General features: G+C 62.4%; 13 protein-coding genes. 3 read left to right on the top strand and 10 right to left on the bottom strand.

The window, feature by feature from the left end; all coding sequences use genetic code 11:
• Positions 1–4: 4 nt before the first annotated feature.
• A complete protein-coding gene (locus AC07OE_RS13605) occupies positions 5–1,690 on the bottom strand; it encodes a flavin monoamine oxidase family protein (protein WP_495071102.1) in 1,686 nt (561 codons plus the stop codon).
• A gap of 200 nt (positions 1,691–1,890) precedes the next feature.
• Here AC07OE_RS13605 and AC07OE_RS13600 point away from each other — a divergent pair, with 200 nt between their 5' ends.
• Both AC07OE_RS13600 and AC07OE_RS13595 read left to right on the top strand, forming a co-directional pair.
• On the top strand, positions 1,891–3,087 hold the full coding sequence (locus AC07OE_RS13600) for an acyl-CoA dehydrogenase (protein ID WP_495071101.1): 1,197 nt from the start codon (positions 1,891–1,893) through the stop codon (positions 3,085–3,087).
• Positions 3,088–3,138: 51 nt separating this feature from the next.
• Complete coding sequence (locus AC07OE_RS13595; protein WP_495071100.1) at positions 3,139–4,167, top strand: LacI family DNA-binding transcriptional regulator; 1,029 nt, start codon at positions 3,139–3,141, stop codon at positions 4,165–4,167.
• On the opposite strand, the gene AC07OE_RS13590 is transcribed toward AC07OE_RS13595, so the two are convergent.
• The 9 genes from AC07OE_RS13590 to AC07OE_RS13550 form a co-directional block, all read right to left on the bottom strand.
• Entirely contained in the window at positions 4,164–5,498 is a 1,335-nt protein-coding gene (locus AC07OE_RS13590) for a GH1 family beta-glucosidase (RefSeq protein ID WP_495071099.1), read from the bottom strand. The genes AC07OE_RS13595 and AC07OE_RS13590 overlap by 4 nt on opposite strands.
• A gap of 18 nt (positions 5,499–5,516) precedes the next feature.
• Complete coding sequence (locus tag AC07OE_RS13585; protein ID WP_495071098.1) at positions 5,517–6,590, bottom strand: Gfo/Idh/MocA family protein; 1,074 nt, start codon at positions 6,588–6,590, stop codon at positions 5,517–5,519.
• A 5-nt stretch (positions 6,591–6,595) separates the two neighbouring features.
• A complete protein-coding gene (locus tag AC07OE_RS13580; RefSeq protein WP_495071097.1) occupies positions 6,596–7,642 on the bottom strand; it encodes a substrate-binding domain-containing protein in 1,047 nt (348 codons plus the stop codon).
• 30 nt (positions 7,643–7,672) lie between these two features.
• Positions 7,673–8,755 carry an ABC transporter ATP-binding protein gene (locus tag AC07OE_RS13575; RefSeq protein WP_495071096.1) on the bottom strand — a complete coding sequence of 361 codons (1,083 nt, stop codon included), beginning with the start codon at positions 8,753–8,755 and terminating at the stop codon, positions 7,673–7,675.
• A gap of 35 nt (positions 8,756–8,790) precedes the next feature.
• Positions 8,791–9,690, bottom strand: a complete 900-nt coding sequence (locus AC07OE_RS13570) for a carbohydrate ABC transporter permease (protein ID WP_495071095.1) — start codon at positions 9,688–9,690, stop codon at positions 8,791–8,793.
• 13 nt (positions 9,691–9,703) lie between these two features.
• On the bottom strand, positions 9,704–10,603 hold the full coding sequence (locus AC07OE_RS13565) for a carbohydrate ABC transporter permease (protein WP_495071094.1): 900 nt from the start codon (positions 10,601–10,603) through the stop codon (positions 9,704–9,706).
• Between the two features lie 127 nt (positions 10,604–10,730).
• On the bottom strand, positions 10,731–11,957 hold the full coding sequence (locus AC07OE_RS13560; protein WP_495071093.1) for an ABC transporter substrate-binding protein: 1,227 nt from the start codon (positions 11,955–11,957) through the stop codon (positions 10,731–10,733).
• Between the two features lie 76 nt (positions 11,958–12,033).
• On the bottom strand, positions 12,034–13,410 hold the full coding sequence (locus AC07OE_RS13555; protein WP_495071092.1) for a GH1 family beta-glucosidase: 1,377 nt from the start codon (positions 13,408–13,410) through the stop codon (positions 12,034–12,036).
• Positions 13,411–13,424: 14 nt separating this feature from the next.
• Complete coding sequence (locus tag AC07OE_RS13550) at positions 13,425–14,570, bottom strand: LacI family DNA-binding transcriptional regulator (RefSeq protein ID WP_495071091.1); 1,146 nt, start codon at positions 14,568–14,570, stop codon at positions 13,425–13,427.
• A 210-nt stretch (positions 14,571–14,780) separates the two neighbouring features.
• Between AC07OE_RS13550 and AC07OE_RS13545 the strand changes: the two genes are divergently transcribed.
• Positions 14,781–17,222, top strand: a complete 2,442-nt coding sequence (locus AC07OE_RS13545; protein WP_495071090.1) for a beta-mannosidase — start codon at positions 14,781–14,783, stop codon at positions 17,220–17,222.
• Positions 17,223–17,253: the final 31 nt, after the last annotated feature.

The following is a 17,253-nucleotide window of genomic DNA, read 5'->3' as shown; positions in this document are numbered from 1 at the left end:
GCGTTCAGTCCGGCAGGGCCATGGGGCCTAGCGCGTCAAATACATCGCCGGGTCCGGGGTTGCTGGCGTGGGTGCGGCCGCCAAGGTGGTGGACGATGCCCCACACGGCGTTCAGCGAAGTCTGCACCGCGCCCTCCACCCAGGCGGGCGTCCATGACACGTCGTCACCCGCAATGAACAGGCCTTTTTGCTCGACGGGAAACGCGTCCTGCATGAAGTGCGCGTACATGCGCTGGTTGTAGCGGTAGTGGCCGGGCAGCGCGCCTTTGAAGGCACCCAGAAAATAGGGGTCGGCCTCCCACGACACACAGATGGGATCGCCAATGATGTGGCTGGCAATGTCTACCTTGGGGTAAATCTTCTTGAGCGCTTGCAGCGCGAGCTTCACGCGCTTTTCGGGCGACTGCGGCAGCATCTTGAGCGCATCCCCCATCCAGGCGTACGACAGGCAAATCACTGCCGGCTGGTCCGGGCCGTTGTCAAACAAATAGGTGCCGCGCGTGAGCCGGTCGGTCAGCGTCATGCTCATCACGTCGCGGCCGGTCTCGGGGTCTTTGTCTTTCCAGAATGGGCGGTCCACCATCACAAAGGTCTTGCTGGACTGCATGTAGCGCGTGCGGTCCAGCGCCATCCACATCTTTTGCGAGAACAGCGACTCTTCCAGCGCAATCTGCGTGGTCAGCAACCAGCTCTGGCAGGTGGTGAGCACGGCGTTGTAGTGGCGTGTGTCGCCCCAGCAGTCGGTCACAGCCAGGCGTCCATCGGCGGCGCGGGCGATGGACGCCACACCGGCGCGCGTGGCGCCAGCGTGCAAGCTTTGCAGGGTGGTGCCTTGCGGCCAATGCGTGATTCGCGTGGGTGCGTGGCGCCACAGGCCGTGTGGTACCTGGTCGGCCCCGCCTACGATGAGGCGCTGCTCGTCGTCGCAGTTGGTCAACACCACGCGCAAAATCTCAAGCATGGAGTTGGGGAAGTCCGAATCCCAACCGCCTGTGCCAAAACCCACCTGGCCAAAAATCTCCCGGTGCCGGAACGACAGCTTGGAGAATGCCTTGGAGCTGGCGATGAAGTCGTAAAACGTGCGGTCGTCCCAGAGCGGCACCAGCGTGTTCCACAGGCGCTTGAGCGTGGGCACATCGCGCGTGCGGATGGCGTCCTGCATGTCGGAGAAACGCGCGTCATCTTCTAGCGCCTTGGCCCAGGCCTCGGCCACTTCGCGAAACACGGCGGGCAGGTCGGTCAGCGATTGCGCGTAGTGCGTCTCGCCCTCCAGATCAATCACCGTGCTGCCCGAGGCGGGGGTCAACGGGTTGGGGAAGGGGCGCGTCTGCAGGCCTAGTTGGTGGACATAGTGGTAGAACGCAGTGCCCGAGACGGGGAAGCGCATGCCGCCCAACTCCGCCACGGTGGCTTGCGTGCCTTCAAAGATTTGCGAGCGCAGGCGACCGCCCATTTTGGACGCTTCGTAGATCACGGGCTTGAGGCCCAGCTTCATGAGTTCGTAGGCCGCCACCATGCCGGCCATGCCGGCGCCCACAATGGCCACCTCTTCGCCCAGGCGCGTCGTAGGTAGCTGGCCCAGACCCGCAGGGTGCGCAATCCAGTCGTCAAACGCGAACGGAAAATCCGGCCCAAATATGGTCACCGGCGGACGCGTGCCGGACGTTGTGGTGGGTGTGGTGATGCCCATGGCAGGAAGCCCAAAACAAAAGCGCACTATGGCATAGGTATGCGTGAATCACAAGATAAGTTGCGCAGAACGACGGCTATAGCAGCCGAATGCCCGATTTAAAAATGCGTATTGCGCATACCTAGGTGCAAAAGCCTTGATTGTGCGAACCGGGTCTGCGGGCTACCATAGCGTTTCCGATCACCGCCTGGAGCCCCCGCATGCCGCACGCCGCTTTCAACTGGCAAGACCCCTTTTTGCTGGACAGCCAGCTCAGCGACGACGAGCGCATGGTGCGGGACGCAGCGGCGGCCTACTGCCAGGACAAGTTGCTGCCCCGTGTGACACAGGCTTTCCGCGACGGCAGCACCGACCCCGCAATTTTTCGCGAGATGGGCGCACTCGGTTTGCTGGGTCCGACGATTCCTGAGCAGTACGGCGGCCCGGGACTGAACTACGTGGCCTACGGCCTGATTGCGCGCGAAGTGGAGCGTGTGGACAGCGGCTACCGCAGCATGATGAGTGTGCAAAGCAGCCTGGTCATGGTGCCCATCTTTGAATATGGCACCGAGGCGCAAAAACAAAAGTACCTGCCCAAGCTGGCCACGGGCGAATACATCGGTTGCTTTGGCCTGACCGAGCCCGACCATGGTTCGGACCCCGGCAGCATGGCGACGCGCGCCCACAAGGTGGCGGGCGGCTACAAGCTGACCGGCAGCAAGATGTGGATCAGCAACAGCCCGATTGCCGATGTGTTTGTGGTCTGGGCCAAAGAGGTGAGCGAGGGCGGCAAGGTCGGTCCCATCCGCGGCTTTGTGCTCGAAAAAGGCATGGCGGGGCTCTCTGCCCCGGCCATCCACGGCAAGGTGGGTTTGCGTGCCAGCATCACTGGCGAGATCGTGATGGACGGCGTGTTCTGCCCCGAGGAAAACGCCTTCCCCGAAGTACAGGGTCTCAAGGGCCCGTTCACCTGCCTGAACAGCGCGCGTTACGGTATCGCCTGGGGCGCACTGGGCGCGGCCGAGGACTGCTGGCTGCGCGCGCGTCAGTACACGCTGGACCGCAAGCAGTTTGGCCGCCCACTGGCCGCTAACCAGTTGATCCAGAAGAAGCTGGCAGATATGCAAACCGAGATTGCGCTGGGCCTGCAGGGCTGCCTGCGCCTGGGTCGCATGAAAGACGAGGGCACGGCGTCGGTGGAGATCACCTCCATCCTCAAACGCAACAGCTGCGGCAAGGCCCTGGACATTGCACGCCTGGCGCGCGACATGATGGGCGGTAACGGTATCAGCGATGAGTTTGGCGTGGCCCGCCACCTGGTGAACCTGGAAGTGGTGAACACGTACGAGGGCACGCATGACATCCACGCGTTAATTCTGGGCCGTGCGCAGACGGGCATTGCTGCCTTTGCCAACTGAGCGCCCCGGCCTGTTGCAGGGCAGGGGCATCGCATAAACTTGTCGGGGTATATGAGTACCCCTTCCGACGCACTCCCCTCCGCCGGGCCAGTCACCCTGCTCGATGTGGCGCGGGTGGCAGGGGTGTCGGCGAGCACGGTATCGCGCATTCTCAACGGCACGGCCAAGGTGGCGCCGGCCAAGCGCGAAGCAGTCGAAGAGGCCATTCGCCGCCTGAACTTCAAGCCCAATCTGTTTGCGCGCAGCCTGAAAACTGGCATCACGATGACCGTGGGTGTGCTCACGCAGGCCATTGAGAGCCAGTTCTACTCGCGTGCGCTCAAGGGCATCGAGATGGGCCTGCAGGGCAGTGGCCATTCCCCCATCATTGTGAGCGGCCACTGGAACGCCGAAGCTGATGCGGCCAGCCTGAAGCTGTTGGCATCACGTCGCGTGGACGGCCTCATCATCCTGACCGGCAATATTGCCGACAGCGAGGTGTTGGCGGCGGCGCAGCACCGCCCGGTGGTGATTACGGAGCGTCAGCTCGAAGGACCCAACCTGCGTTCCATCACGTTGGACCAGAAGCGCGGTGGCTACATGGCTACACAGCACCTGCTGGCCTTGGGCCACACGCGCATTGCCCACCTGGCGGGGGCAGAAGACCGGCCTGACGCGCACCAGCGCTACTTGGGCTACTTGCAGGCGCACGAAGAGGCCGGTGTGGTTCCCAACCCGCGCTGCGTGGTGCGCGGCAACTTCACTGACCAAAGTGGGTACCTGGCCGCGCAAAAATTGTTGGACAGTGGCGAGCCCTTTACGGCCATTTTTTGTGCCAATGACGAGTCGGCCGTGGGTGCGCGTTTGGCGCTGTACCAGCGCGGCATCCGCGTTCCGGAGGACGTGTCCCTGGTGGGGTTTGATGATCTGCCCTTGTGCAGCTACACAACGCCGCCCCTTACCAGCGTGCGCCAGCCGGTCTACGAGGTCGGTTTGTACGCGGCCCACACCTTGTTGGAGATGATGGGCTATCCCAGCGAGGCCATACAAGTGCCGCCCTTGCAGCTCATGGTCCGCCAGACGACCCAGGCTTTGCGCTAGGTCTGGTTGGCGCGTTGTTGTGCGATGAAGTCACGCAGCCATAACGCGCTGCTTTTGGGAATGCGCTGCTGCGTGGCGTAGTCCACATAGCAAATGCCAAAACGGCGGGTGTAGCCGTGGCCCCACTCGTAGTTGTCCAGCAGCGACCAGGCCAGGTAGGCACTGACGGTAACCCCGGCGGCGCGGGCTTGGGCAACGGCTGCGATGTGGGACTGCAGGTAGTTGCGCCGCACCGGATCGTGCACCTGGCCGTTTTCCAGTACGTCGTCCATGGCGGCACCGTTTTCGGCGATGTAGATGTCGGGTACGCGGTAGTCCTGGTGGATGCGTACCAACATTTCGCGCAGGCCGTCGGGCCAGATCTCCCAGCCCATGTCCGAAAACGAAGAGGTAGCGCAACGCACCTCGGCGGCATGCGGAAACGCCTTGGCCACGCTGTACTCCACATGGCCCCGCGAGTAGTAGTTGATGCCCAGGGTGTCGATGGGCTGGCAGATGGTGGCGAGATCCCCGTCTTGAATGCTAGGTACCAGCGAACCATAGCCATCCCAAATGTCTTGCGGATAGTGGCCCAGAAACATGGGGTCCATGAACCAGCGGTTGAACACGCCGTAGGCGTTGTGCGCCGCCTGGCGGGAGGCCGCAGAGTCGTCGGCCGCATGGTAGGGCTTCACATCCAGCACTACGCCCAAGCGGGCTTTGCGGGTGTTGGCCCGCAGGGCTTGCATACCCAGGCCGTGGGCCAGCATCAGGTGGTGGGCCACTTGCAGGGCCTTGGCCTGGTCCATCTCGCCGGGGGCATGTCGACCTTCCAAATAGCCCACGGTGGCTGAGCAGCGCGGCTCGTTGAAGGTGGCGTAGCCATAGACCCGGTCGCCCAGGCGTTGTGCGACCACGGCGGCGTAGTCAGCAAAGGCGTGGCAGGTGTCGCGGTTCAGCCAGCCGCCCTGCGTGTGCAAGCCCATGGGCAAGTCCCAGTGGTAGAGCGTGGCATAGGGCGCGATGCCGTTTTCCAGCAGGCGGTCTACCAGCCGGTCATAGAAATCCAGCCCTTTGGGATTCACCGCGCCGCGGCCTTGCGGGATCACGCGGGGCCAGGCGATAGAAAAGCGATAGGCGTTGTGGCCCAGCGAGCGAATCAGGTCCACATCGGCGCTCCAGCGGTGGTAGTGGTCACATGCCACGTCGCCAGTGCTGTTGTCCTTGATGCGCCCGCTCTTGTGGGCAAATTCATCCCAGATGCTGGATTGGCGGCCGTCTTCATGGACTGCGCCTTCTATCTGGTATGCCGAGGTGGAGGCGCCGAAGTGGAAACCGGGAGGAAAGTTCATGGGGACCGTGGTGGGGCGTTAAAGGGGAAACTCCAGCGGCGCCGGGCGCTCGCAGGTGGTGGTGATCTGCTGTGCCTGGCCTGTACGGGCTGCGTCGAGTGCGCGCTCCATCACCTCCAGCACATGCAAGGCCAGCTCTGCACTGCAGCGGTGCGGGCGTCCCGCTTGCAGGGCCTGCGCCATGTCAATGAGCCCCAGGCCCCGCATATTGGTGGTGTAAGGGCGTTTGCCCGTGGCGCGTATCCAGGGACCGTCGCGGAGGGCCGATTTGACCGTGCCTCCAAAGAGGTTGGGGTCGGGCAGCAGGATGCTGCCCGCCTCGCCATAGAACTCCATGGGTTGGTGTGCGTGCTTCCAGACATCAAAGCTGCTGGTCAGCACCACGTGGGCGCCCCCCGCAAACGCTAGCTGCGTGACGATGTGGGTGGGTACCTCTACGTGCAATGTCTTGCCGGCATTGGGGCCGTTGGCGATGGTGCGCTGGGTGCGCGTGGTGTGCGCTGTGCCGCTGACCTGGGCTACTGGCCCTAAGTGGTGCACCAGGTGCGTGAGGTAGTACACGCCCACATCGAGCAGCGGGCCCGCGCCCGGCTGGTAAAAGAATGCAGGGTTGGGGTGCCATTCATCGGGACCCGGGGCCATGAAGTGGGCCGTGCCGTGGCGGATGCGACCAACGGAGCCACCGTCCACCAGCGCGCGCACGGTCTGCGCCGCCGAACCGAAAAAGGTATCTGGTGCGCTGCCCAGACGCAACTGCTGTTGCGCAGCCAGTGCCGCCAGCGCTTGCCCTTGGGCCAAGGTGGCGGCCAGCGGTTTCTCAGTGTAGAAATGTTTGCCCGCCTGCAGGGCTCGCATGCCGATGGCATGGTGGGCCAGCGGTGGTGCGAGGCTCAGGATGATGTCGGCTTCGCTGTCCAGCAGTGCGTCCGGCGACAGGGCGCGCAAGCCAAACTCCTGGGCACGACGCTGCGCACTGGCGCCCGAGCCCGCGTCGGCCAAGCCGACAATACGAAACAGCTTGCTGCGTTGCAGAGTGCGCAGGTACGCCGGGAATATGTTCCCGACGCCCACAATGCCAAGTGCGAACGACATGGGGCTCAGTCGCGCACTACGGTGGTCAGAGCCAGCGGGCGATGAGGCCCCGGACCGACCGACGCGCGCCACACCACATGGGCAGCAAAGTCACGTTCTACGGGCAGGTTTAGTGCGTAGCACATGTTCAGGAGAAAGCGGCAAGCATTTGTGGTGACCTTGTCCATGGGAATGCGCACAGTGGTCAGTGCCGGAGCGGTGTAGGCGGCGATGTCCGTGTCGTCGTAGCCGACCACGGATACATCGTGCGGCACCTTGCGGCCTGCCTGCAAGAAGCGGGAGATGGCGGCCATGGCCATGACGTCATTGGCGCAAAAGACAGCGGTGTAGTTCTGGTCATGCTGGGTGAGCAGCTGCTCGGCGCCTGCATAGCCGGAGACAAAGCTGAAAGTGCCATCCACCAGGTGTTGCGGCTTGACCTGCACGCCATGCCGCGCCAGTTCGGCATGGAAGCCGCGCATGCGGGCGTGGTTGTCGGGCGCGTCACGGTTACCCTGGATCACGGCAATGTCGCGATGCCCATGGGACAGCAGCGCCATGGCCGCGAGCCGACCCGCATGCTCATGGTCCGCGCTGAAAGAGTGCGCGCCCATTGTCGGGCTGATGTGGTTGAGCAGGACCGTGCGGGGGTAGCGTCGGAACAGGTCTGCCAGATCGGACTCCAGCAGGTCGTTGCTGAGAATGCAAATGCCATCGCATTGGCGCTGCATCAGGAACTCCACGCCTTGCAGCGCTTTTTGGCGTTCATCGCCATGGCCACAGCCGTTGGTGGCCACCATGTGGCGGTCTACCGCCCGCAGTTCCCGGTCAATGGCCTGCAGGATGGGCGAATAGAACGAGCCCTCGAACAAGGGAACGTAAACGCCCAGCATGCCCAGGCTTTTGAGCGAGAGCGCCCGCGCCACATTGGAGGGACGGAAGTCCAGCTCCTGAATGGCGCGTTGCACCCGGCTCAGTGCATCGGCCGATACGCCTCCTCGGCCTGAAATGGCCCGAGACGCGGTACCTACGCCAACCTGAGCCAGTTTGGCGACATCCTTGATGGTTGCCATCGCGAACGCGGTGGAGATTTTTGGACGTCTTTACAGGCGGCTCTCACCGTCGCCATGGAAGATGGATGCACGGGCGCAGTCCACCGACAGGTTTAGCGAATCACCTGCGTGGTACGGTGTCGAGCTTTCGGTATGGATGCTCATTGTCTGGCCATGGCAGTCCACCCACAGGATCTGGTGTGCACCCATGGGCTCCACGAGTTTGACCTTGCCGGTAACGGCACCGGGAGTGCCGTCGGAGGCCAGCTGGATGTGCTCGGGGCGGATGCCCAGAACGACATCCTGGCCATGCTGCGATGCGGCCTTGAAAGGATAGGCGGTCACGTCCAGCGCAAAGTCGCCGGCGCGCACGGTGGTGCGGCCACCAGCGACGTCCAGGCTGCCCTTGATGAAGTTCATGCTGGGAGAGCCCAGGAATCCCGCCACAAACACGTTGGTGGGCTGGCCATAGACCATGGCAGGTGTGTCGATCTGCTGGATCTTGCCAAAGCGCATGACGGCGATGCGGTCGGCCAACGTCATGGCCTCGACCTGGTCGTGGGTCACGTAAATCATGGTGGCGCTCAGGTTCTGGTGCAGTTCCTTGAGCTCACGGCGCAGTTCGGCACGCAGCTTGGCGTCCAGGTTCGACAGCGGTTCGTCGAACAGGAAGACCTTGGCGTCGCGCACCAAGGCCCGGCCAATGGCGACGCGCTGGCGCTGGCCGCCGGAGAGTTGCGAGGGACGGCGTTTGAGCAGGTCCTTGAGCTGCAGCATCTCGGCCGCGCGGTTCACACGCTTTTCGATTTCTGCCTTGTCCACGCCGGCCACGCGCAGGCCGAACGACATGTTGCGTTCCACGTTCATGGTGGGGTAGAGCGCGTAGGACTGGAACACCATGCCGATGTCACGGTCCTTGGGGTCAGCCCAGGTTACGTCCTTGTTGCCAATGATGATCTGGCCGTCGTTGACGTCATAGAAGCCGGCAACCGAATGCAAAAGAGTGGATTTGCCGCAGCCCGAGGGCCCGAGCAGCACGAGGAATTCGCCTTCCTTGACTTCCAGGTTCATGGATTTGAGGATGCTGTTGCCCCCCAAGACGATATCGAGATCTTTGATATGGACGCTGGCCATGATGAGTTCTTTGTGTTGTAAGTTAAAAGAGAAGGTCAGCCCTTGACGGCGCCGGCGGCAATGCCACGGACGAACCAGCGGCCAGAGAAGAAGTAGATGGCCAGGGGCACCAACGAAGTCAGGATGGTGGCGGCCATATCGATGTGGTAGCGGCGCTCACCAAATGTGGTGTTCACCAGGTTGTTGAGCTGTACGGTCATCGGATAGTTGTCCTTGCCCGCGAAGATCAGGCCGAACAGGTAGTCGTTCCAGATGCCGGTCACCTGCAGGATGGTGGCCACAATCAGCATGGGCGTGGCCATGGGCAGCATCAGCTGCAAAAAGATGCGCCAGAAACCACCGCCGTCAATGCGCGCCGCCTTGAACAGCTCTTGTGGCACCGACACGTAGTAGTTCCGGAACAACAGCGTCAACACCGGCATGCCGAAGATGCAGTGCACCAGCAGGATGGCCCAGTAGGTGTTGTAGAAACCGCCAATACGAAACCATGTCACCAAGGGGTAAATCATGACCTGGAAGGGCACGAAGGCGCCCAGCATGAGGATGGCAAACAGCAGGTCTCCCCACTTGGAGCGCCAGAAGCTCAGGGCGTAGCCGTTCAGCGCACCCAGGAAGACGGACAGGATCGTAGCAGGCACTGCCAGACGCACCGAGTTCCAGAAGCCGCCCTGGATGCCTTCGCAGGCGACCGAGATACAGGCGGTGGACCAGGCTTCCACCCAGTTGCCGAACTGGGGATTGCGGGGCCAGGCAAACAGAAGGGCCTCACGGACCTCGGGCCCTGTTTTGAGGGACGTGACGACCATCACGTACAGGGGCAGCAGAAAGAAGGCGGAGACGCTGATCAGGAAGGCATACACCCCCAGGCGGGCTGGCGTGAAGGCACTTTTTCGGGGGCGTGCAGCCTTGGGAGGCAGGGAAACAGTGGAATTCATGGCGTATGTGCTTTCAGTGGCCGGCATTCAGGCGGGCCTGAACTTTGGAGCGCCAGTACAGCATCGGTGTCAGCACGGTGAAGACCGTGATCAGCATGACGACAGAAGCGGCCGACGCCAGGGCGATGTTGTTGCGCTCGAACAGGTGATCAATGATGAACTTGGCGGGCACTTCGCTGGCATCGCCCGGGCCACCATGGGTCATGATGGCCACGATGTCGAAGGTTCGTACCAGTGCTACGGCGAGCAGCACAAAGGACGTGGCAAAAGCGGGGCCAATTTGCGGCAACACGATGCTGAAGTAGTAGCGTGGTTTGGACACGCCCTCGAGTTGGGCGGCTTTCCATTGTTCTTCGTCCACGCCGCGCAGTGCGGCCAGGATGATGGCCATGGTGGTGCCGGAGCCTTGCCAGACCATGGCAATGCCGACCGCATAGATCACCAGGTCTTGCCGGGTGGTCCAGTCAAAGGTGAAGGACTCCCACCCCAAGTCGCGAAAGGCGTGCTGCAAGCCCAGTCCGGGGTTGAACAGCCATTGCCAGATCAAGCCGGTGACCACAAAGCTCATGGCGAAGGGGTACAGAAAAATCGTGCGGAACCAGCTTTCGGCCTTGACGCGCTGGTCAATGAAGATGGCCATCAAGGTGCCCAGCACGATGACGCCGCCGATGTAGACCACCGCCAGAATGCCCATGTGTTGCAGGGACACCATCCAGCGGTCGGTGTTGAACAAACGTTCAAATTGCATGAAACCAACCCAGTCGTCCTTGGGCAGCATTCTGGACGTGGAAAACGAAATCCGGATGCTCCACAGCACCGAGCCTATGTAGGCCAACAAGGTGGTAATGGCCAGAGGCAGCAAGGCGGCATTTAATGCCAGGTTGATGCGTCGTGGTCGTGAACTTCGTGCCATGGTGTAAATCTCAAGTCAAGCAACAATTCCGCTGGGCCCATACTCCCCACCCAGCGGAACCTTATCGAAAAAGGGAAAAGATCGGGGTCATTGCACCCGACGGTGCAGCGCCCCGATCACAGGCACCTTACAGCTTCAGAGCCGCTGCAACAGCCTTGACGGCTTCTTCTGGGGTCTGGTTGGAGTTCCAGAACTTGCTGATGGCATCTTCAAAGGCGCCCTTGACGTCAGGCGACAGCAGGTCGTCAATGCCTTCAACCAGACGGTTTTCTTTCACGGCCTTCACACCACCTGCAGCGCAGATGTCCACGCCGCTCAGGTCCACGTCCGTACGGATGGGGATGGAGCCTTTCTTGTTGTTGAACGCCACTTGGATCGCAGGAGAGATCATCATCTCAGCCAGCTTCTTCTGGGTTTCAGCACTGCCAGCGGCCTTGTTGCGTGGGAACACGAACACGTCGCCACCGATGGAGTAGGGGCTGTTAGCGCCACCAGCCATGAAGCAACCGAATTCCTTGCCGGCTGTCTTGTTGGCGTTGATGAATTCGCCCTTGGCCCAGTCACCCATCAGCTGGAAGCCAGCCTTGCCGTCGATCACCATGCCAGTGGCCAGGTTCCAGTCACGGCCAGGAGAGCCTGGATCGATGTAGGACTTCAGTTTCTTGAAGTTTTCCACAGCCTTGAGGAAGCCGGGGCCTGACACGTCCTTGTTCTTCAGGGTCTTCAGGTACAGGTCCTTGCCGCCGGTAGCGATCAGGATGGAGCGGAAAGCGATGTTTTCCTGCCAGCCTTGTCCACCCAGAGCCAGTGCGGTCACGCCAGTGGCCTTGACTTTGTCCATGGCAGCAAAGATTTCGTCCAGGTTCGCTGGGTCTTTGGTCACGCCAGCCTTGGCCAACACGGCTTTGTTGTACCAGATCCAGTTTTCGTTGTGCAAGTTCACAGGCACTGCGTAGTAGTGGCCATTCACCTTCACTTGGCTCTTGATCTTCTCGGGCAGGATCTTGTCCCAGTTGCCCTTGGCAGCTACGTCATCGAGGTTGTTCAGCAAACCTTCCTTGATGATTTCTTCGTATTGCTTGCCGTAGTTGAACTGGGCTGCCATGGGGGGATCGCCACCGATGGTGCGGTTAATGATCACGGTACGGGCAGCAGCGCCACCGCCGCCAGCGATGGGGGTGTCCACCCAGCTGCCGCCGGCCTTGTTGTAAGCCGCTGCGAATTCCTTGATGGCAGCAGCTTCACCACCGGAAGTCCACCAGTGAATCACTTCTGCCTTTTGAGCGTGGGCCACACCCATGACGCCCATGGTAGCTACCAAAGCTGCCAGAGCATGTTTTTTCCAAATACGCATTCTCGTCTCCTCTGTGGTGGGCAACATGCCCGTTTAAAAATCGGCCAAATGAACGCTATTGATCAACTGGTCCGGATCAAGACCCTCTGCGGAGGGCCAGGAACGCTTTGAAAGCCTGGGCGCTGCGCTTGAGCGTCCGGACTTGTGTCTTGTAATCCACGTGCACGATGCCAAATCGGCGCTCGTAGCCGAAGGCCCATTCGAAGTTGTCCATGAGGGACCAAGCAAAGTAGCCTCGCACGTCCACGCCCGCATCGATGGCGCGGCTCACCGCGGCAAAGTGGGACTTCATGAAGCGCATGCGCTGCTCGTCCACCACTTCGCCGTTGATGACTGCGTCGTCGGACGCCATGCCGTTTTCGGTGATGTAGATGGGTGGCAGGCGGTCGTACTGGTCCTTGAAGCGGCGCAGCAGGTCTTCCAGACCCTGGGGATAGACTTCCCAGCCCATCTGGGTGCGTTCCACGCCTTCGAGTGGAACGTCAACAAAACCGGTTCCACCATCACTGTGCAGATTGCAGCGGAAGTAGTAGTTGATGCCCATGAAGTCCATGGGGCGGCTGATGATCTCCATGTCACCGTCCAGCACCAAGGGCTCGGTACCGGGCCACAGCTTGAACACCTCGTCGGGGTAGCTGCCCTTGAGCAGGGGCTGCAGGATCCAGTCGTTGTGCTGCACTTCGTAGCGGTGCGCCGCAATGATGTCGGCTTCTTTGGTGCTGTCGGTCGTGCCGCGGCCCACATTGCAGACGATGCCGCGCTTGGCAGCGGGGTCATTGGCTTGCAGGATAGGCAGGGCCAGGCCATGGGCCAGCAACAAATGGTGCAAGGCTTGGGTGGGGTAGCGCGGATTGGCCAAGCCGGGGGCGTGGTGACCATTGCCGTAACCCAGGTAGGCAGAGCACCAGGGTTCGTTCAGCGTGGCCCAGCCGGTGACCAGGCCCTTGAGCTCGCGGCTGACCAGGTCGGCGTATTCGGCAAAGCGGTAGGCGGTGTCGCGGTTGAGCCAGCCACCGCGGTCTTCCAGGTACTGGGGCAGGTCCCAGTGGTACAGGGTGACGAAACGCTGGATGCCCTTGTCGGCCAGGCGCTGGAGCAGCTTTTTATAAAAATCCAGGCCCTTGCGGTTGGGCGTGCCGTCGGCGTGCATGACGCGGGGCCAGGCGATCGACAGGCGGTAGGCATCCACACCCAGGGACTCGATCAGGTCCACATCCTCGCTCCAGCGGTGGTAGTGGTCACAGGCACCGTCACCGGTGTCGCCGTGCAGTACCTTGCCGGGCGTGGCAGAGAAGGTGTCCCAGATGCTGGGCAGGCGGCCGTCTTCGGCAATGGCGCCTTCGATTTGGTATGACGCAGTGGCCACGCCCCAGACAAACTCAGGGCGGGACATGGCGGAAGCGGCAGGTGGCGCAACGTGTGCGGCCAGGGCTTGCGCAGTAGGGGTGGACATGCAATAGGCTCCGATTAGTGCGCTGAACCGTCACTGAGCAGGGCTTCTTGGCCTTGGCCAGCAGAATTTGGAACCGGTTCCGCGGTCGGGCTGAATTTAAGCACCTTCCGGTAGGGTGCCTCATCCGAACTAACCCTTAGTAACTCCACGTAACGCAGTTCACATGGCAAAACGCGTTGCAGGGTTCCTGCTGCCTCACCCTGGATGCGGCGCAGCAGGAAGTCGCACAAGGTGCTGGCCACCGTGCGGATATCCAGGAAGAGCGTCGGCAAGGGCGGGAACAGGTAGTCGCTGATATAGGCTCCGTCGCGGGAGACCAGCTCCACGTCTTTGCCCGGGGTGCGGCCGGCATCGCGCAGTCCGGCCATCACACCCAGGGTGGCCACCTCATTGGCGCAGACGAAGCCGGTTGGGGCATCCGCCATGCTGGCGAGTTGGCGGGCTACCGTGCGTGCCACGCGCGCGTCCTGCCCGGCTTCGCAGAGCAGGGCCGGGTCGGCGGGCAGCCCTGCGTGTTGCAGTGCCGCCCAGTAGCCGCGCCGGCGTTGCAGCGCATAGGTGTAAGCCAGTGGGGGGCTGATCAGGGCAATGCGGCGGTGGCCGCGCTCAATCAGGTACTGCGTCGCGACAAAGGCGGCCTGCTCGTTGTCGGCGTCCACATAAGGGTGCTCGGACACCAGCTCAGTGCGCCCGAAGGTCACGAACGGGAAGTTGTGTTCCAGCAGGTAGCGCACGCGCGGGTCTTGCGGCTGCGTGGTGTCCAGCACGATGCCATCGGCCAAGCGGCCTTCCACGATGCGGCGAATGGCGGGCAAAGGGTCTTCGGTGGCGGTATTCCAGGGGACGATTTGCAGCTGATATGGGGTGCCGGCCAGGCAACTGGCAATGGTTTCAATCTGCGCTGCCACGATGGCGTCGGGCACATCCTGCATCGGGGCCACGGCTTTTTGGTAGTACAGCAGGAAGGTCCGGCCCGTGCGCAGTTTGACGCCGCGCAGGTCGGGCTCGTAGCCCGCGGCCCGGGCGGCCAGACGCACAGCCTCGGTTGTTTGGGCACCCACATCGGGCGCGCCTTTCAAGGCCTTGGACACGGTGGACACAGACAACCCCAAGCTCTGTGCGAGGCTTTTGAGGGTGGGGCGGTGTTTGAGCGAGGCCATGAACGACAAAAAAAGAAGTTGCGAAATCGTTATCGTATATGAGAGACTGCGAGTGGTTTCAATGGAACCATGAATGGAATATTAATTGCATATTCCAAGAAATTCCAACCCATGCCAATGCTGGATTACCCTCGTAACTGGTTTGTTCTGGATTACGAAATCGATTTTGTTTTATAGTCATTTGGACTATCCGCCGAAGAAAAACACACCATGACACGTCCAGCCAATTCCCCTGTGTGCACCCTTGACCTGGGGGGCCACTGGCACCTCCACGATGCGGAGGGCGGCCATGCCTGCGACATAACGATTCCGGGCGACGTGCACTCTGCACTGCTGGCGAATGGCGCCATCCCCGACCCTTACTTTGGCGCCAACGAGCATGTGGTGCAGTGGGTGGCGCACCGTGACTGGGTGCTGCGCCGTAACTTTGAGGTACCCGCCGATGCCTTGGGCCGCTGGGTGCTGACGCTGGACCAGGTGGACTGCCTGGCCAGTGTGTGGCTCAACGGCCAGAAAGTGGCCGATCTGGAGAACCAGTTCCGCCGCCACCGGCTGGACGTGACAGCCCAGCTGCGCAGCGGCAGCAATGAGCTGAAGGTGGTGCTGCACGACGCCTTTGCCGAGGCGAACAAGCGCCACGACGAACACCGCTTCCCGTTGCCCTGGGATTTCAACGGCGACCGGAAGGCCCCGGTGAACCTGCTGCGCAAGACCCAGTGCGCCGCCGGCTGGGACTGGAACCTGAGCCTGATGCCGCTCGGCTTGTATGGCGAGGTGCAGCTGCAGTGCGTGCCGGTGGCCCAGGTGGAGCACATCACCGTGCACCAGACCCATGGCGCCAAGGGTGTGGACGTGGTGGTGGAAGTGGACACCCGCGTGGCCCAGGCCGGCGTGGCGCAACTGGTGGTCCGTTTCAACGGTGAAGAACGCGTGGTCGAGGTCCACTTGGCCTCCGGCCAAACGCAGCACCGCGAAACCTTTGTGGTGGCATCCCCCCGCCTGTGGTGGCCCGCCGGCCAGGGCGCGCAGCCGCTGTACCCGCTGGAGGTGGTGCTGGACGGCGTGTTGCACACGCGCCGCGTGGGCCTGCGCACCATCGCGCTGGTGACCGAGCCCGACGCCGTGGGCACCACCATGAAGCTGCGCGTGAATGGCCGCGATGTGTATGCCAAGGGTGCGAACTGGATTCCGGCCGACGCACTGCCAGGCCGTATCACCGAGGCCGCGGTGCGCCCGTTGCTGGAGTCCGCGCGCGATGCGCACATGAACATGATCCGCGTCTGGGGCGGTGGCAACTACGAGACCGAGTTCTTCTACGACCTCTGCGACGAACTAGGCCTGCTGGTCTGGCAGGACTTCATGTTCTCCTGCATGCACTACCCGTCCACCAAGGACTTTTTGGCCGAGGTGCAACAAGAGGCGGTGTACCAGGTGCGCCGCCTGCAGCACCGCGCCAGTGTGGCGCTCTGGTGTGGTGACAATGAAATCATCGGCGCCCTGGGTTGGTACGACGACGCCAAGGCCAACCGCGACCGCTACCTGGTGAACTACGACCGCCTGAACCGATTGCTGGCCGAGGCCGTCGAAGACCACGACCCGGCGCGCCGCTTCTGGCCCTCATCGCCCTCGCTGGGCGAGCTGGACTTTGCCGACGGCTGGCACTGCGATACGCGCGGCGATTTGCACTTCTGGGACGTGTGGCACTCGGCCAAGCCGTTCGAGCACTACCGCACGGTCAAGCCGCGCTTTGCCAGCGAATTCGGCTTCCAGTCCTTCCCGTCTACCTACACCGTGGAGAGCTTCACCGAGCCCGCGGACCGCAATGTGTCGTCCCGCGTGATGGAGGTACACCAGCGCAACAAGGGCGGCAACGCGCGCATTGTGGAGACGCTGACGCGCTACTTCCGCTTCCCGCGCGACTTTGACCAGCTCACCTATGTCTCGCAAATCCAGCAGGCGCTGGCCATGCAGACCGCCATCGATTCGTGGCGTTCGCTCAAACCGCGCTGCATGGGCACGCTGTACTGGCAGCTCAACGACACCTGGCCCGTGGCCTCGTGGTCCAGCATCGAGTACGGCGGGCGCTGGAAGGTACTGCAGTACCTGGCCCGTAACTTCTACGCGCCGGTGAGCGTGGTGGCCGTGCCGCAGGACGGTGAAGGTTGTTTTGCGGTGGTGGCGGTGAGCGATGAACCGGTGGCGCAGGCTCTGCAGGTGCAGGTGGTGGCCGTGCAGGTGCACACCGGCGCCACGCGCACGCTGTGGAGTGGCGAGGCCACGCTGACCCACGAGGCAGCGCAGACCCTGGCCGCGCTGGACGATGCGCTGGTCGGCGCGGAAGAGTTTGTGCAGATCCGCTGGACCACGCAGAGCGGTGCAAACACCGGCTGCCGCGACCATCTGGTGCGCCCCTACAAGGACACGCCCATGGCCACCGCCCCCGTCGTGGCCACGCGGGTGGACAGCCACACCGTGCGCCTGGAAAGCCCGCAGACCAGCTTCTTTGTGTGGCTGGAGACACCCGCGGCCGGCCGTTTTGAGGACAATGCCCTCACCCTGCTGCCTGGTCAGGTGCGCACCCTGCGCTGGCTGGGCGCCGAGCCGCTCGACATGAGCACCCTGCGCGTACGGCATCTGGCACAAAGTTATTGATAAAAGGGGCCTGTAGCCCCCGAAAACAATA

The sequence above is a fragment of the Rhodoferax sp. GW821-FHT09E07 genome, from assembly GCF_059416145.1.
The sequence above is the reverse complement of the archived record's forward strand: the minus strand, read 5'-3'. Positions and strand labels throughout refer to the sequence as shown.